Source organism: Arthrobacter sp. C152, from assembly GCF_054890965.1.
On record NZ_JBTZSU010000003.1, the window covers coordinates 16,852 to 30,885 of the forward strand.

Annotated in this window: 12 protein-coding genes; 6 read left to right on the forward strand and 6 right to left on the reverse strand. The window is 65.6% G+C overall.

Annotation, left to right across the window (positions count from 1 at the left end; genetic code table 11):
• Positions 1-25: 25 nt before the first annotated feature.
• On the reverse strand, positions 26-2,500 hold the full coding sequence (locus ACYSM9_RS02795; protein WP_461855478.1) for a sensor domain-containing protein: 2,475 nt from the start codon (positions 2,498-2,500) through the stop codon (positions 26-28).
• A gap of 398 nt (positions 2,501-2,898) precedes the next feature.
• Between ACYSM9_RS02795 and ACYSM9_RS02800 the strand changes: the two genes are divergently transcribed.
• The 3 genes from ACYSM9_RS02800 to ACYSM9_RS02810 all read left to right on the forward strand — a co-directional run bounded on the left by ACYSM9_RS02800 (position 2,899) and on the right by ACYSM9_RS02810 (position 5,497).
• Entirely contained in the window at positions 2,899-3,330 is a 432-nt protein-coding gene (locus tag ACYSM9_RS02800) for an ester cyclase (protein ID WP_461855479.1), read from the forward strand.
• 117 nt (positions 3,331-3,447) lie between these two features.
• On the forward strand, positions 3,448-4,482 hold the full coding sequence (locus ACYSM9_RS02805; RefSeq protein ID WP_461855480.1) for a LacI family DNA-binding transcriptional regulator: 1,035 nt from the start codon (positions 3,448-3,450) through the stop codon (positions 4,480-4,482).
• A gap of 16 nt (positions 4,483-4,498) precedes the next feature.
• A complete protein-coding gene (locus ACYSM9_RS02810) occupies positions 4,499-5,497 on the forward strand; it encodes an aldo/keto reductase family protein (protein ID WP_461855481.1) in 999 nt (332 codons plus the stop codon).
• Between the two features lie 120 nt (positions 5,498-5,617).
• Here the strand turns inward: ACYSM9_RS02810 and ACYSM9_RS02815 are convergent, their stop codons facing one another.
• The gene (locus tag ACYSM9_RS02815; protein ID WP_461855482.1) at positions 5,618-6,256 is read right to left on the reverse strand and encodes a hypothetical protein; all 639 of its coding nucleotides are present in this window, start codon (positions 6,254-6,256) and stop codon (positions 5,618-5,620) included.
• Positions 6,257-6,847: 591 nt separating this feature from the next.
• Here ACYSM9_RS02815 and ACYSM9_RS02820 point away from each other — a divergent pair.
• Positions 6,848-7,690, forward strand: coding sequence for a GmrSD restriction endonuclease domain-containing protein (locus ACYSM9_RS02820; protein ID WP_461855483.1), 843 nt, complete (start codon positions 6,848-6,850; stop codon positions 7,688-7,690).
• A gap of 403 nt (positions 7,691-8,093) precedes the next feature.
• Here the strand turns inward: ACYSM9_RS02820 and ACYSM9_RS02825 are convergent, their stop codons facing one another.
• Positions 8,094-8,558: a hypothetical protein gene (locus tag ACYSM9_RS02825; protein WP_461855484.1), complete on the reverse strand. Its 465-nt coding sequence runs from the start codon at positions 8,556-8,558 to the stop codon at positions 8,094-8,096.
• Positions 8,559-8,655: 97 nt separating this feature from the next.
• On the opposite strand from ACYSM9_RS02825, the gene ACYSM9_RS02830 reads away from it, so the two are divergent.
• Positions 8,656-8,922: a hypothetical protein gene (locus tag ACYSM9_RS02830; RefSeq protein WP_461855485.1), complete on the forward strand. Its 267-nt coding sequence runs from the start codon at positions 8,656-8,658 to the stop codon at positions 8,920-8,922.
• Positions 8,923-8,935: 13 nt separating this feature from the next.
• Here ACYSM9_RS02830 and ACYSM9_RS02835 read toward each other — a convergent pair whose 3' ends face one another.
• Both ACYSM9_RS02835 and ACYSM9_RS02840 read right to left on the reverse strand, forming a co-directional pair.
• A complete protein-coding gene (locus tag ACYSM9_RS02835) occupies positions 8,936-9,535 on the reverse strand; it encodes a TMEM175 family protein (protein ID WP_461855486.1) in 600 nt (199 codons plus the stop codon).
• Between the two features lie 30 nt (positions 9,536-9,565).
• The gene (locus tag ACYSM9_RS02840; protein WP_461855487.1) at positions 9,566-12,202 is read right to left on the reverse strand and encodes a PEP/pyruvate-binding domain-containing protein; all 2,637 of its coding nucleotides are present in this window, start codon (positions 12,200-12,202) and stop codon (positions 9,566-9,568) included.
• A 299-nt stretch (positions 12,203-12,501) separates the two neighbouring features.
• On the opposite strand from ACYSM9_RS02840, the gene ACYSM9_RS02845 reads away from it, so the two are divergent.
• The gene (locus tag ACYSM9_RS02845) at positions 12,502-12,822 is read left to right on the forward strand and encodes a GYD domain-containing protein (RefSeq protein ID WP_461855488.1); all 321 of its coding nucleotides are present in this window, start codon (positions 12,502-12,504) and stop codon (positions 12,820-12,822) included.
• A 131-nt stretch (positions 12,823-12,953) separates the two neighbouring features.
• Here the strand turns inward: ACYSM9_RS02845 and ACYSM9_RS02850 are convergent, their stop codons facing one another.
• Complete coding sequence (locus tag ACYSM9_RS02850) at positions 12,954-14,006, reverse strand: LacI family DNA-binding transcriptional regulator (protein ID WP_461855489.1); 1,053 nt, start codon at positions 14,004-14,006, stop codon at positions 12,954-12,956.
• Between the last annotated feature and the right edge of the window lie 28 nt (positions 14,007-14,034).

Consider the following 14,034-nt stretch of genomic DNA (forward strand, 5'->3'; position numbering starts at 1 on the left):
GACGTCGTGCGTTTCGCTGGACCGGTCAGCCGGCGAAAGTACTGTTCGGGCGCGACCGTTCGGTGGAACCAGCAGATGGTGATTCGAGCCAGGCAGGGACGTCTTCCGGCGGCAAGGGAGGGCTCCAGTAGAACCCCTGCGCATAGCGGATGCCGAGCCGGCGGAGTTCGGCGAGCTGCTCCGCCGTCTCGACGCCTTCGGCCACCACCTCCAGGCTGAGGCTTTCAGCCATGCCCAGGACGAGTTCAATGATGGTGGCCCCGTGCGGCCCCCGTCCCAGTTCCTCGACAAAGGTACGGTCGATTTTCAGGGTCCGGGCGGACAGCCACCGCAGGTAGCTGAGGGAGGAGTATCCGGTGCCGAAGTCATCGATGGACAACCCGACGCCCACGCTGTGAAGCCGTTGCAGTGTTTCCTTGGGCAGGTCCGGCTGGTCCATCAGAACCGTTTCGGTGATCTCCAAGTGGACCGCGCCGGGGTCGATGCCGGCTGCCTGGATCTCGGCCTCGACGATGTCCGTGAAGTCCGGTGCGAGGAACTGCCGGCCGGAAATGTTCACTGCCGCGGAAAGGCCGTCGGCTCCCTCCAGATGTGCGCGCCATTGCTGGACCTGCCGCAAGGCTTCACGGAGCACCCAGGTGCCAATGGGAATGATCAGGCCCGTTTCTTCGGCGATGGGAATGAAGGTGTCGGGGCCAATCAGCCCGTGCTCGCTATGGTGCCAGCGCAGCAGCGCCTCGAAACCAATGGTGCTCCCGCCGTTGATGTCCACGATGGGCTGGTAGTTCAGCGAGAGTTCGCGCCGGTCCAGGGCGAGCCGCAGGTCGGACTCCAAGTCAAGCCGCCCGGCGGCCTTCCCGGACATCAGCACGTCGTAAACGGCCGACGAGTCCCCGCCCGCTGATTTGGCCCGGTACATGGCGGCGTCCGCCCCCTGCAGCATCGACTCCGCCGTATCGTCAGGTCCAGCCAACGCGATGCCGACGCTGACATTGAGGTAGATCTTCCGTCCGTCCACTTCAAACGGCCGCCTGGTCGATTGCCTGATCCGCTCCGCCAGGGTCCTCGCGCCGCGCAGCATCAGGTTCCCGCAGACGATCACAAACTCGTCACCGCCGAACCGGCCCACAGTGTCGCCGCTTTTGACGAAGCTCTTCAGCCGTTCGCCCAGGAGCATCAGAATGTTGTCTCCAGCCGCATGGCCGATCCCGTCGTTGATCAGCTTGAACCGGTCGACGTCAACGAACATCACTACGGCGCGGGAGTCCCGGTCCAGCAGTTCCTGAAGGACCTCGGTGATCACGTACCGGTTTGGCAACCCGGTCAGCGGGTCATGGCGGGCCTGCCACTCCAGGATCTGTTCGGCCTGTTTGCGCTCGGTGATGTCCAATACGGTGTCCAGGAAGCGTCCGGGTTTGCGATCGTCGGCTTCCACGTTCCTGATCCGTGAGTGCAGCCACCGTTGCTCGCCATCGGCCCTGATGATCCGGTACTCGAAATCCGCGAACCCGGCACCCTCGTCCAGGCTTTTCCAGACCGCCTGGACACGTTTTCGGTCCTCGGGGTGCGTCAGTTCAAGCAGCAGGTCCCGGGCGGCGGTCTGGCCCGGTTCAAGGCCGAAGATCCTGCCAAACTCCTCGGAATGCCAGGTCTCACCCGTCGCCTCGGTGTGCTCGACACTTCCGACGTGCGCCATTTCCTGGGCGGCCAGGAGCTTTTCGCGTTCCAGGGCGGCCGCTTCCCTGAGACGCTGGATCTCGGTGACGTCCCGGGCGATGGCGGAAGCACCAACCTGGTTACCGTCCGGCCCATACACGGGCGAGACCGTCAGTTCGACGTCGATGACGGATCCGTCCTTGCGGCCCCAGCGGACGGCCAGTCCCGTGACGAATCGTCCGTTGCGGATGCTCGCCTTAACGTTTCCGTCGAAGTCCTCGTGATCAATGGTGGCCAGCAGCCGGTAGCTTTGGCCAACGGCTTCGCGGGCGGTCCAGCCGAACATCCGGGTCGCTCCCGTGTTCCAGCTGGTGATGGTTCCGGTCATGTCAGCACTGACGATGGCGTCGCCGGAGGATTCGATCATTGCGGAAAAACGGCGCAGGACGGCCTCGTTATGTTTCCTGTCCGTGATGTCCTTGGATATGGCGACGACGGACACCGGCACGGTGTGCCGTCCGCGGACGGGGCTGACCGTGGCGTGGACAGGAAACTCCCGTCCGGTCCGGTGGCGGACCCATAGTTCCCCGGACCAGTGGGCTCCGGTGCCCACCCGGTGGGCGATTTCACGGGAGGCGCCGTGCCCTGGTGACTTATCGCCGACGAGTCCGAGCTCAGAGATTCCGGCGCCCAGGACCTCTGCTGCGCTAAACCCGTAAAGCGCTTCCGAGGCCCGGTTCCAGTACGTGATCCGCCACTGGGAATCCATCCCGATCACCGATTGGCCAAGCTCATCCAGCAGCAGCGATTGTGTGACCAAACCATCGTCGTGCTCTTCAGGCACCAGTTCCCTCCCCGCCAGGCAACACAGCTTTCCAGAGGAATACCCGGAGTTTGTGCCTCCCAAACAAAATATGCTCGGGAGCCCAAATATTGGGGGCACATTAGGTATCCAAGCATATTGACGCCCTCCGGGAGCAGGAATAGCGTCTGCAATTAACGGGGCTGTCCGTCCCGTTACCAGGAATTAGGCGCCGGGACCGGGCCACTTCTGCCAGGCGAGGGCGCCGGGTGAGGAGGCGCCTTTGTCTTGGGACATGTCCGTCCAAAGTTCCCAACGCATTTGGCTGCGGCCGGCAGCAAGGTCATCTTCGAGCCGCTGCCCGGACCGGACGAGGGTGCTGCCGCGCTCGGCAGCGCCACGCCAGGACAACAGCAAGTTTTCCAATGAGGAGGTGCGTGATGTCACGCGCAGAAGTAGAACAACTCGACGACCGCGGGATGGCGGCCTGGGACAAGCATGACACGGCAGGTTTCGCGGGCCTGCTGGCTGATGATTTCACCTTTTCGGATGTGATGGCCCCCGAAGCCTTCAGGACCCGGGAGCAGGTGCAGGCGTACATGGATTCCTGGTTCACTGCGTTCCCGGACATGCATGTGACAAGCACCAGGCGGGTGGTCAGCGATGACGAGGTTGCAGCGGAAGTGGAATTCACGGGCACGAACACCGGACCCCTGCGCATGGGGGACCGTGAAATTCCTGCCACGGGAAAGTCAGTCGTCGGAACAGGGACGTACTTTGCATCGGTGAGGGACGGAAAGATCGCGTCCTTCCGCGCCCATCCGGACGTCGCGTCGATGATGGGCCAGCTTGGGCTGATGCCGGGTATGTGATTCGGGAAAGTGGACCCTTGGGCTGGGACGGATATCCGTCCCAGCCTTTCCATGTTCCGCCCAGCTTTCTTTTGCAAGCGCTTGCAAAGTCTGGGTGAAGAGGGCTAGTCTCGTACTGTGTCCTCAACAGTCGAGCAGGTAGCAGAGCGCGCAAAAGTCTCCGTATCCACCGTTTCCCGTGCATTGCGGGACATTCCCGGAATTTCGGCGGCCACCCGCAAGCGCGTGCAGGAAGCTGCCGCTGAGTTGGGCTATGCCATCTCGCCCAGCGCCTCCAGGCTGGCGACCGGACGCACCCGGACGGTCGCCGTCGTCGTGCCGCTGCTGAGCAAGTGGTTCTTCGCCGAGATCATCGCGGCAGCCGGGCGCGTACTCAGCCGGGAAGGCTACGACGTGCTCCTGGTGGAGCTGTCCACTCCGGAGCTGCGGGAGAAGTTCTTCGCTGGCCCGCGGCTGCACGGCCGCGCCGACGCTGCCCTGGTGGTGGCCCTCCAATTGTCACCTGACGAATTGGCGGCGTTGCAGGCGCAAGGCCAGGCCGTGGCGCTGGTCGGTTCTGAACAGGGCGGGGCGTCGTCAGTGCGGGTGGAGGATCGCGTAGGTGGCCGCGCCGCCACCAGGCACCTGCTCAATCTCGGCCATGAACGGATAGCGTTCCTGGGCATCCGGGAGACCGAAGGGTCGCCGCTGGGGGGAGTGCCCCCGGCCGAGCGCCTGACCGGCTACCGGGAGGCGCTCGCGGAGGCGGGACTGCAGGACGAACCGGCGCTGGAGGCCGCCGTCGAAAACACGGTCGACGCCGGCGCGGCGGCAATGGCCGCGTTCCTCACCGCCGCTGACCCTCCGACGGCGGTGGTCGCCGCCTCGGACGAGCTCGCCTTCGGTGCGATGGCCACGCTCCGCGGGGCCGGGCTGGACGTCCCGGGCGACGTTTCCGTCGTCGGCTACGACAACCACGAACTGGCCGGCGCAGTCGGTCTCACCACCATGGACCACGGCGTGGCCGAGCAGGGCCGGCTCGCAGCCGAAGCCATCCTCGGAGCGCTGGCGGGAGCGCCGGCGTCGTCCGGCCTGATCGAGCCCCGGCTGGTGGTCCGGGGCACCACCGCACCGCCCCGGCGCCTGCGCCGGGCCATTTCTTCCAGTCAGTAATCCCCGAGAGGACATCATGGAATACCGCAAGCTTGGCAACTCCGGCATGTACGTCAGTGCCATCGCGTACGGCAACTGGACCACGCACGGCGAACAGATCGACCAGGCCGCTGCCACCGAGTGCGTCCGCACCGCCCTGGACCTGGGCATCACCACCTTTGATACGGCGGATGCGTATGCCGGCACGAAGGCGGAGATGGCTTTGGGCGAGGCCCTCGACGGGGTCCGGCGCGAGAGCCTGGAAATCTTCACCAAGGTCTACTTCCCCACCGGCGAGGGCAAGAACGACCGCGGCCTGTCCCGCAAGCACATCATGGAGTCCATCAATGGCTCGCTCCGCCGGCTGCGCACGGACTACGTCGACCTGTACCAGGCCCACCGGTACGACTACGAGACGCCGCTGGAGGAAACCATGCAGGCCTTCGCCGACATCGTCAGGGCCGGCAAGGCGCACTACATCGGGGTCTCGGAGTGGACGGTCGACGAGATCCGCAGGGGCGTGGAGCTGGCCAGGGAACTAGGGATCCACCTGGTGTCCAACCAGCCGCAGTACAACATGCTGTGGCGGGTGATCGAACCGGAGATCGTGCCGCTGAGCCAGGAGCTGGGGCTGTCCCAGATCGTGTGGTCGCCCATCGCGCAGGGGGTCCTCACGGGCAAGTACCTGCCGGGAGGCGGTGGCCCCGCGGCGTCCCGCTTCACCACGGGCGAGGGTGAAGCCAAGACGGAGCACCGGTACATGCAGCAGCCGGTGCTGGAGCGCGTGCAGGAGCTCAGGCCGCTGGCGGAGGAAGCCGGCCTGTCCATGGCCGCGTTCGCCGTGGCCTGGGTGCTGCAGAACCAGAACGTGGCGTCGGCGATCGTCGGGGCCTCACGCCCCGAGCAGCTGCGCGACAACGTCACCGCCGCCGGCGTCCGCCTCGACCCGGCGCTCCTCAGCCGCGCGGACGAGATTCTGGGCGAGCTGGTGGAACGGGACCCCGCGAAGGTGGAGTCCTTCCCCGAGCGCGTCTGAGCGCACTGATGCAGAAGCTTTGACGACGACGGCGGCACCCCGGCTGGGTGCCGCCGTCGGCCACGCGCAGGAGGGGGAACCCTATCGTTCCTCGCCCCTAAGATCAGGACTGGGCTTACGTTATTTGCTCCAGGTGTTGCCGGAGCAAGTAGCGTGGGCGCCCGCCCCTGCGCCCGTATTCTTGCCTGCGCTCTTGCCGTCGATGATGATGTCGCAGCTGACGGAAGCGTTCGGATCGCTGAAAGAACCCATCACACTAAGGCTGGCGACGTTGAATTCCTTCGACGTGACTGACTTCTTCCAATCCGCGGTGATCTTCTCGGAGGACGTTCCTCCGGGGGTCCAATAGGTGATGTCTGCCGCGCCTGTTGTTGTAACAACGTATTCAACCGTGTGCTCGGCGTTGAGCTTGTCATCCACTGCCTTTACACCAGCGCTGATTGCTGCCGTCATAACGCCGGCAATGACGAGGCTGATAATGCCAAGAACAGTTCCGGCAATCGCCATGCCTTTCTTTCGGTTCTTGAGGAAGAAAGCGATCACACCGAGGACGATTGCGACGGGTCCAAGGAAGAAAGCTGCCATTCCTACAACCGGGATGATGCTCAGAACTGCAGCCACGATGCCCACAACGAGGGCGGCAACGCCGAGCCCATTTCCTTGTTTGGGCTGCTGAACAGGAGCATAGGGATTCTGCCCCTGGGGATATTGCGTTGCCGACGACCCGGTGAACGGCACATTTTGATGCTGACCTGACATAATGTCCCCCTCTATAAAACGAGTAAACAGTAAAGGTATGCAGCAGGAATCAGTGCGACGTCCCGAGCGCGTGGAGGCTATGCAACAAAGGAGAGTCGAGGCGACTCACCATTACTGCAGTGCTTCGAACTCGTGGGCAAACATGACGAGGAGACCGCCTTCTTCACTAAGTGAATCCTGATACAGCGGTAGCATATCCGCGACCGAAGACATTTAGGAGTTTTCCTCGAAATTTGTTCATTGATGTTTTCCAATGGCGCCGTAGCTTGCAAACTGATGATGAACGAAAGCCTTTGCGTGCCGCGTCGGGCAGCTAGCGATTTGCCGTTTGCCTAACCTGGGCACTGAACGCTTGTCGTGGAAATTCACGGCCGGCAACGGCGTAATCTCTAAAGGGTGCAGCAATGTTTCATATCTCCGTGCCCGACCCGATGGACCGCAGGATCCGCGCAGGAATTCGGCAGTATTGCCGCAGTTGCGGTAAAACCGGATATTCGTAGGAAGTGCCCCCGCTAGGATCTTCCCTGGCGTCAGTGGCCATGGGGGGCTGACGCACCAAATTCTTCGTGCACACAAACCTGGGGGAACTGCATGTCCACGTCCTTGCCTGGCACCATGCCTGCGTCCGGCACCCGCCGGACGGCCGCCGTCGTCCTCGCTGCGCTGTTGGCGCTCTTCGCCGGAAACCTGCCGGCGGTTGCGGAAGAGACCGCCACCACGACGGCGGCGGACCTCCTCGAAACCCTCCCGGTCAAGGGCCGCGCGCCCAAGACCGGGTATGAGCGGTCGCTGTTCGGCCCCGCCTGGGCGGACGTGGACCAGAATGGCTGTGACACCCGCAACGACATCCTCAACCGGGACCTGACGGACATCACATACGTCAACAGCGTCCCCTGCACGGTCAAGACCGGCGTGCTCAACGACCCGTACACCGGCCTCGTCATCGACTTCATCCGCGGCACCACCACCAGCAGCGCGGTGCAGATCGACCACGTGGTGGCCCTCAGCGACGCCTGGCAAAAGGGCGCCCAGCAGCTGACCACCGAACAGCGGACCGCCTTCGCCAACGACCCGCTGAACCTGCAGGCCACCGACGGGCCCACCAACCAGCAGAAGGGCGACGGCGACGCCGCTACCTGGCTGCCCCCGGCCAAGGGCTTCCGGTGCGAGTACGTCGCACGGCAGGTTTCGGTCAAGGCACGGTACGGCCTGTGGGTGACGCAGGCCGAGCACGACGCGATCGCGGGCATCCTCGCCGGCTGCCCCGGCCAGCCGGCGCCGACGACCGTCGCGGCGGCTTCCAGCGCCACGGTAATCTACTACGCCAACTGCGCGGAGGTGGTGGCGGCCGGAGCGGCGCCCTTGTATTCCGGGACCGCGGGATACCGCACCGGGCTGGATGGCGACGGCGACGGGGTGGCCTGCGAGGGCTGAGCGCCCATTCGTGCGGAAGGGGCCTACGGTTCGGCGTGGGGATCAGGTCTTACGACGGCGGGCTCCGGGCCGGCTGCGGCGGCCGCGGTGTCCACGGTGTGCGGGGAGAGTGCCTCTTCGTAGTACTCCAGCCCAGCAGGGCGACCGCAAGGGTGAGCACCGCCGTCGCAGCACCCCGAACCCAAGATGCAGCTTCACGAAACCGGCGCCCACCGCAGCGCCGACCATGATCAGCCCGATGGCCGCAAGCCGCCGCCCCCATGGTTACCGAGAGCGTGCCCGTGATGGCGACGGTCAGGACCTCGTTGTGCCGTGTCGGCCGTCCTGGGGACGCAGTTCGTTGCTGGCTGGGGAGGCCCTTTCAGTATCCTCCGATCTTCCGGAGGCCGCGCAGTGGCGGCGGTTAGGCCGGGGTGCCCGGCTGCATCTGTGGTGGTTTGTCCTTCGGCAGGGCGGCCGCCGCGATCAGCCCGCCGGCTGCCAGGAGGACAAGCGGTGTTTGGAAGATTGCGCCCAGGATGGCGAATCCTGAATCGGCTATGGGCTTCGATGACGCGATGAGTCCTGCCACGTCCATTGCCAGGGCCACCGCGTAGCCGGCGGCGAAGACGACCATCAGCGCCGTCGGCCTATAGTTCTTGGTGACGGCCCGCACTGCGGAGTCGTAAACCAGGTACTTGAGTCCGATCAGGCTGGGCGTGAAGGTCAGGACGAAGAAGACGTCGACGTCCTGCGGGAATTTGATGAGCGGGACGTTCGAGCCGCCCTGATAAACGCCCTCAGAAAAGAACCACGTGCTGCCCACGTGGATCCCGACCAGCAGGGCCGAGACCAAGCCATACCGCAGCCACGTCCCGCGCCGCGTCATCCCCCAAGCCATGGCCCAGTATGGGGTCGGCCGGGAAGGAGTTGCAAGGGATCTGCGGCAAACTTGAGACTGCTCCAACCCACGAAAGCAGGACCCCGTGATTACTCTCCAGCAGGACGCCGGCGGCTTCATCAGGATGACCCGGCACTACCCGGCCAGCGTCCGCATACGGATTGCCTTCAACGATGGCAGCACCGGCGAGTTCTCGGGCCGTACCCTCAACAACGCCTACGACGCCGCGCTCGCCGAGTTCCGCGCGAAGAACGGACTCGACGCGCGGGGATTCAATCGGGCCCCGGCAAGCCGGACCAACTCCGGCAACAAATTGGACTTTGTTCCCGTGCACCCCGGCATGGCGGAGTAGCTGGCGCCCCGTTTCACACCTGGCCGGCGCCGCCCTGGGCCTTAACGACGAAATGTTCCACCCGCCGGTCCGGAACCAGCCAGATCAGCGCCACGATGGTGAAGACCGCGACTCCCAGCAGTGGCTGGAGCAGGGTGAGGGCGATCCCGGCGAGGTAGATCAGCGGGGAAGCCTTGCCCTTCCAGTCCTTGCCGACAGCCTGGGCGAGGGAACCGTCCCTGCCCTGGGCCGCGATCAGCCGCCGTTCCAGGATGAAGTAGGCGATCGCCGCGCACAGCAGGTTGATCCCGTACAGCAGCACGGGCACCTGCAGGAAGCCGGACTCGTCCATCCACCGCGTGGTGAACGGGAACAGCGAGAGCCAGAACAGCAGGTGCAGGTTGGCCCAGAGGATGGTGCCGTTCACCCTGCTGGCCAGGTGGATCATGTGGTGGTGGTTGTTCCAGTAGATCCCCACGTACACGAAGCTCAACAAGTAGGTGAAGATGGTGGGCACGATGGCGGCCACGCCCGCCCACGTCGGTTCCTCGGGCGTGTGCAGTTCGAGCACCATGATGGTGATGATGATGGCGAGCACGCCGTCGCTGAAGGCTTCGAGCCGGTTTTTGTTCACTCCAACATCATGGGGCGAACTCGCTGAACATCAAACAAGGGTGACCGTCCCGGCGTCGCCGTCCACCGTGACCTTCCGGCCGCCGGCCAGCCGCTGCGTGGCCACCCCGGTGCCCAGCACCGCCGGGATGCCGTACTCGCGGGCCACGATGGAGCTGTGGCTCAGCGGGCCGCCGACGTCGGTGACCACAGCGGACGCCATCGCGAACAGCGGCGTCCACGCCGGGGTGGTCATCCGGGCAACCAGCACCTCGCCGGGCTGCATCAGGCCGAAATCCTCAGGGCCCCGCAGCACGCGGGCGGGCGCGGTGACCCGGCCGGAGCTCGCGCCGGCGCCCTTGATGACGTCCCCGGCCTGGTGTTCGGGACCGGCCGGCATCCACCGGCCGAACGCCTTGTCCATCCACGGCTTCTGCGGCAGCATCTGCGGGGCGGTGGCCTTCGCCTGCCCCCGCCACAGCATCCGCCGCTCCTCTACGGCGTCCGCGCGGACCGGACGCGGCGCCCCGGCGAGTGAAACCCCCGCATCGACCTCGGCAAGGCCGAAGTCCACCGCGCTGCGCAGTTCCTGGAAACGCAGCCAGAACACGTCGTCGGGGGCGGCGATGACGCCCGAGGCCACCAGCCGCCGGCCGAGTTCCAGCAGCATCCGCCGCAGCAGCGGCCAAGCTAGTCCGACGTCGGCCAGCGCGTCCTCGCGGACCGGCGCCGTCTCCTGCGCCCACCTGAGCAGACGCAGGAACAGGGCCCGCCGCCGGGGCTTCAGCCGGCCGGCCGCGTCCCGGGTGAGCGACTCCCGCCGCTCGGTCATCAGCCGCTGCCGCTCATGCGGGTCCGTGCCCTGCCCGCGCAGGTAGAACTTCACAGTCTCCAGCTGGGCGGAGGGGTCGTCGGCGGGCACCGGGGTGGCGAAGTCCAGGTTGTAGACCGCATGCCCGTAGAGGGCCAGGTGCTCCTGGACGGCGATGCGCCATTCCTGCCACAGGACCCCGTCCACGCCTGCCGGCGCCGACCCGGTGCGCAGGCACCCGGCGAGTTCCGCCGTCGTACGTTCCAGCAAAGCGGACACCAGCGCCGGATCGCTGCGCGCCCACCCGCCCAGGTCGTAGAGGGATTTCTCGGCCCGGATGGGTTCGCTGTCGAAGCCCAGCAGGAAGTCCTGGGCCGCGGGGTCGCCGTCGCGCCTCACGGCTTTGTCGTAGAACGCGCGGAAGGAGAGTTCGCTCATGTCCGCGAGCGGGATGATGGACTGCACGGCGGTGTAGTACACGGTGCCCGCGTCCAGGAGGGCCTGCGCGCCGGCCAGGAGGCTCCCGCCCGAAAGCTCCGCCGGCGGCGGCGTAGACCAGTCCCTGATCACGCGTTCGTAGAGCGGGTGGGAGTGCTCGCGCCAGCCCTTGATGCCCATGTGCGCCTTGCCCCGGAACAGCGCGCCGAGCGCCGGCACCGTCCTGCCCGTCATCCGCAGCATCGGCCAGGTGCGGTAGTAGTAATAGGCGTAGCCATTGACGGTGGGGAAGCGGACATCGCCGTCGCGGACGATGTTGGAGCCGAAGGCGTCGTTCATCAGCGATGAGATAGAGCGGGTCACCGAGCCGTCGATGAGGTCGGCGAAGAGCGGGGAGAGCGGGTCCGGCATCTGCTCAACGATGCTCGCCCGGAAATACATGCCCTTGGGGTAGGGGACGGGCCATTCCGCCGGGACGTCGGCGGCCGGCTCGGGCAGCGCCGTGATGGGCCGCGACTGGAGCAGGAAGAACTGTCTGTCGGCCCGCGCCCATTCGATGTCCTGCGGCGCGCCAAAGTGCTCCGCGATCCGCTGGCCGTGCCGGGCCAGCTCGGCGGCCGCGGCATCGTCCAGGACGGGGGCACGACGGCGGGCTTCCGCCACCTTCTCCTCGCGCGTCCCGCTTTCCGTGAGGACGGTCATGACCTCCTTGTCCGCCGTCTGCCGGGAGAGGACCGTGCCCGTTGCGGTGTCCACTGTCAGGTCGTCGGTGGTGACCGTCCCGCTGACCACGGATTCGCCCAGGCCCCAGGCGGCGCTGACCACGGTCTGGTCCCGGTGCCCGTTGGCGGGGTTGGCGGTGAACATCACGCCGGCGGCGTCGGCGTCCACCATCTGCTGGACTACGACGGCGAGCCGCACCTGGCCCGCCGGCACGCCTTGCCGGGCGCGGTAGGCCATGGCCCGGGCGGTCCAGAGCGAGGCCCAGCAGTCCTTGACGGCGTTGGCGAGGGCGTCGAGGCCGCGGACGTTCAGGTAGGTTTCCTGCTGCCCGGCGAAGCTGGCGGACTCGAGGTCCTCGGCGGTGGCGGAGGAACGGACGGCGACGGGGGTGTCCCGGGTGCCGAGGAGTTCGTAGGCGGCGGCGAGTTCCTTGTGGATGCCCGGCGGCATGGCGCCTTTGCTGAAGAGGGTCAGGATCAGGGCGGAGGCGTGCTCGTAGTCCTCCGGCGTTGCCTCGGGCGGGAGGTCTGCCAGCTCGTGGATGGCTTCGCCCAAGTTGTTCGCGGCGACGAATTCCGCGTAGGCGTCGGTGGTGACGACGAACCCGGGCGGGACCGGGAGCCCGGCCTGGATGAGGCCGCCCAGGCCCACCGCCTTGCCGCCGGCCTCGGCAAGGTCGCCCTGGCCGACGTTGCTCAAACCCTCGATGTAGGACATGACAGTGCCTTCCCGTCGCCGGTGGTGGAAGTCCTGTACCAGCCTTGGCGGCCCGGCCGGAAACCGCAAGGGCCGAACGGCCTTCGGCGCCCCGCCAATCGGGGCTCCGAAAACCCCTAACCGGGTTGCCCGGAACGGCTCCGGCCATTAGGTATCCCAGCGTATTGACTGCCCGTGGCCGGAGGAATACTTTCTGCGGTATCGGGGCCTTTCGCTCCGATTCTGCAGCGGAATACCGACGCTCATTACCCCTCGTGATGACCGCCCCATGAAATGAGATCGCAGGAAAGGGAACCACCATGCCGAAGTATCTGTTTGAAGCAACGTACGTGGGCCAGGGCATCAAGGGGCTCATGAAGGAGGGCGGCACCGCGCGGCGTGACGCGGTGACCGAGGCCGTGAAGTCCGTGGGCGGAACGCTGGAGAGCTTCTACTTCGCGTTCGGCTACTACGACGTCCTCGGTGTTTTCGACATTCCGGACGATGCCAGCGCCGCAGCACTGTCGCTGCTGATCAATTCCACGGGAAGCGTCAACGTCCGGCTGAAGCCGCTCCTGAGCGTGGAGGACCTCGACGAGGCAGCAAAGAAGACTCCGTCCTACCGGGCGCCGGGGCAGTAGGGGAGCGTGTCACCAAACCCCGCGGGCCGCCGTCGTGAAATGCACGACGGCGGCCCGCTGGTGTGGGTGCGATTTTCCACGGTTGCGCATCCTGGCGCGTTGGCCCAACCCACCGACGGGACGGACCGCTGCTACGGGTCGGCCCTTGCCGTGTCCGCAAATGCCGGCGGACAAGTAGTTTTACGGACTATCAGCCGGGGCGGTACAAGAATGTGCTCTGAATCCTGGCGCCCTTCAATTCTCGAGAGAAGAAGTTCGGCTGCCTGGCGGCCCATTTGAACGCCCGACTGATCAACTGTTGTCAGGCCGATGGGTGGAAGCGAGGCTGCAGGTACGTTGTCGTATCCGACCAGCGAGATGTCTTCCGGAATTCTGATTCCGGCGTCGAACAAGCCGGTGAAGGCTCCGAGAGCAGCGACGTCTGCACCTCCGTGCAGAGCCGTCGGACGTTCGGCGTGCGGCCTTTGAGCGATGGAACGCCCAGTTGCCAGGCCGCTCTCATATCCCCACCTGCCGGGCACGTGGTCAATCCACTCGTCAAGGCCGTGCTTCTTCATCGCGATGTCGTATCCCTTGCGGCGGACAGTCTGGGGCATGCCGGGCTCGCTGGAGGGCTGGGTGTTCGCGAGCATCGAAATCCGCTGATGCCCCAGTGCGACCAGATGGTCCACAATCAGCGCGCTGCCTGCGATGTCGTCGCTTGCCACAGTATCGAAATGCGTGGCGGGCCCGTGCCGGCCCAAAACCACCACAGGAATGGTCCGTCCCAGTTTCTCCAGTTCTTCGTTGGGGCCGAAGGGGGCGATCAGCAGCAGCCCGTCCATCCGGCGGTCCACCATGGCTTCAATGAGCTTTTGCTGGGCATCAAGCCCATGACGCGCTTGACCGATGAGGACTTGGTATCCCAGCTCTTCAGCCACATCACGGACACCCTCCACCAGGACCGAGAAGAAAGTATTGGAGAGGTCAACGAGAAATACGCCCAGCGTATAGCTGTTGCCGCGCATGCCACGTGCAGCTGCCAGGGGCCTGTAGTTGAGGAGCGCCATTGACTCCTCGACTTTGGTACGCATTGCAGGACTTACCCCGTAGGCGTTGCGAAGGACTTTGGAGACCGCGGCCCGGGAGACTCCGGCGTGCTCGGCAACATCGCTGATCGTGGCACGCTTCAGCTGTTCCCTCATCCCATCCCCTTAGATTGTGAGTCGTATC

Coding starts and splice junctions, on each gene's coding strand:
- ACYSM9_RS02800 (WP_461855479.1), top strand. CDS start 2,899: ATGTCACGCGCAGAAGTAGAACAACTCGACGACCGCGGGATGGCGGCC.
- ACYSM9_RS02810 (WP_461855481.1), top strand. CDS start 4,499: ATGGAATACCGCAAGCTTGGCAACTCCGGCATGTACGTCAGTGCCATC.
- ACYSM9_RS02815 (WP_461855482.1), bottom strand. CDS start 6,256: ATGTCAGGTCAGCATCAAAATGTGCCGTTCACCGGGTCGTCGGCAACG.
- ACYSM9_RS02820 (WP_461855483.1), top strand. CDS start 6,848: ATGTCCACGTCCTTGCCTGGCACCATGCCTGCGTCCGGCACCCGCCGG.
- ACYSM9_RS02825 (WP_461855484.1), bottom strand. CDS start 8,558: ATGACGCGGCGCGGGACGTGGCTGCGGTATGGCTTGGTCTCGGCCCTG.
- ACYSM9_RS02840 (WP_461855487.1), bottom strand. CDS start 12,202: ATGTCCTACATCGAGGGTTTGAGCAACGTCGGCCAGGGCGACCTTGCC.
- ACYSM9_RS02845 (WP_461855488.1), top strand. CDS start 12,502: ATGCCGAAGTATCTGTTTGAAGCAACGTACGTGGGCCAGGGCATCAAG.
- ACYSM9_RS02850 (WP_461855489.1), bottom strand. CDS start 14,006: ATGAGGGAACAGCTGAAGCGTGCCACGATCAGCGATGTTGCCGAGCAC.